This is a genomic window from Caballeronia arationis (assembly GCF_001544975.2).
Classification (GTDB): Bacteria; Pseudomonadota; Gammaproteobacteria; order Burkholderiales; family Burkholderiaceae; genus Caballeronia; species Caballeronia arationis.
The window spans coordinates 1-1008 of the sequence record NZ_FCOG02000495.1 but is presented as its reverse complement, the minus strand read 5'-3'; the positions used below and the strand labels follow the sequence as shown (position 1 = coordinate 1008).

General features: G+C 56.5%; 1 protein-coding gene and 1 pseudogene. Both read right to left on the bottom strand.

Translation table 11 applies throughout. From position 1 onward, the window contains the following. Window positions 1-300: pseudogene (locus AWB81_RS43445) on the bottom strand (glycosyltransferase); the annotation flags it as partial. A gap of 342 nt (window positions 301-642) precedes the next feature. Continuing rightward, window positions 643-1008, bottom strand: a 366-nt coding sequence (locus AWB81_RS48195; RefSeq protein WP_235026269.1) for an RNA-dependent RNA polymerase family protein, incomplete at its 5' end; no start/stop codon positions are given.

Here is a 1008-nt window from a genome sequence, read left to right as displayed (position 1 = left end):
GATCAGCAGCTTATCGAGATCCAGCCTGCGCAAAGTCACGGCCGTCGACCGAATCATCCGACGAAACGCGAGGAGATTACCGCTCAAGGATTCCGCCGTGTACGATAGGCCGACGACGCGCGTCTTCGGATGCTTGCGTGCCAGTTCAATGGCGAAACGATGAAGCGGCACGTTAGCAAAAGGCACCATCACGTGTAGCGTGTCAACTTTTTCGAAATCGACCAGTGCAAGCATGAGGCGCTTGAGCATTTCTTCGTGGCCGCCGCTGATGCCCGAATCGCAATATATTCCCACCTTCATCGACTAACCCTCGATGCCTACTATTTACCGATTCGAAATACCATATTCACTGACGATTGAAGACTTCGCCTGCTTAGATGATAACGAAGGACTGGGCACGGGGGGGTGGGGAAAACCTCTAGTAAGATCCTCACGCCCGGAAACGCGTCACCACTCATTCTGCCAAAACGCTTGGATTGAATCCCTATTGGATGTCCGCGCGCGGTTGACCCGCAATTGAGATGCGAGCGAAGGCGTTCTCGAAGGGCGGCCTCCGAGTAGGCGAGGAGGTCGCCCCCCTCACCCCTCACAGATCCGGACGAGCCCAATTAAGGCATCCGGTTCCTCATCATGCAGATTCGCTCACGGTTTGGCGTAACGACGAACAATCCGAGGCTGCGGTAATGGGAATAGGGTGAGTATTCTCATGAAGGCAACCCATGGCATAGAGCGTTCGTTCGACCTTCGCGACAACCACTTACGCCAGATGCGGGCGACGTGATGCCGTAGAGTCGCCAGGCGCTCGAAGTTGCCGCTGATGCCAAAGTAGGCATAGTGCCCTTTAAACATTCGACTCAGACGCTGGTGCTGATCGCGAAGCGGCCGGGTCCGCATACCACGGCAGACACGGCTGACTGCTTTGAGCGTACGCGCGACGCGGTCTTTGGCGGTCAATTGCCGCACCATCGCCCGGCCCTTCTCCGAAGTCACCCACACGTGAGTGAATCC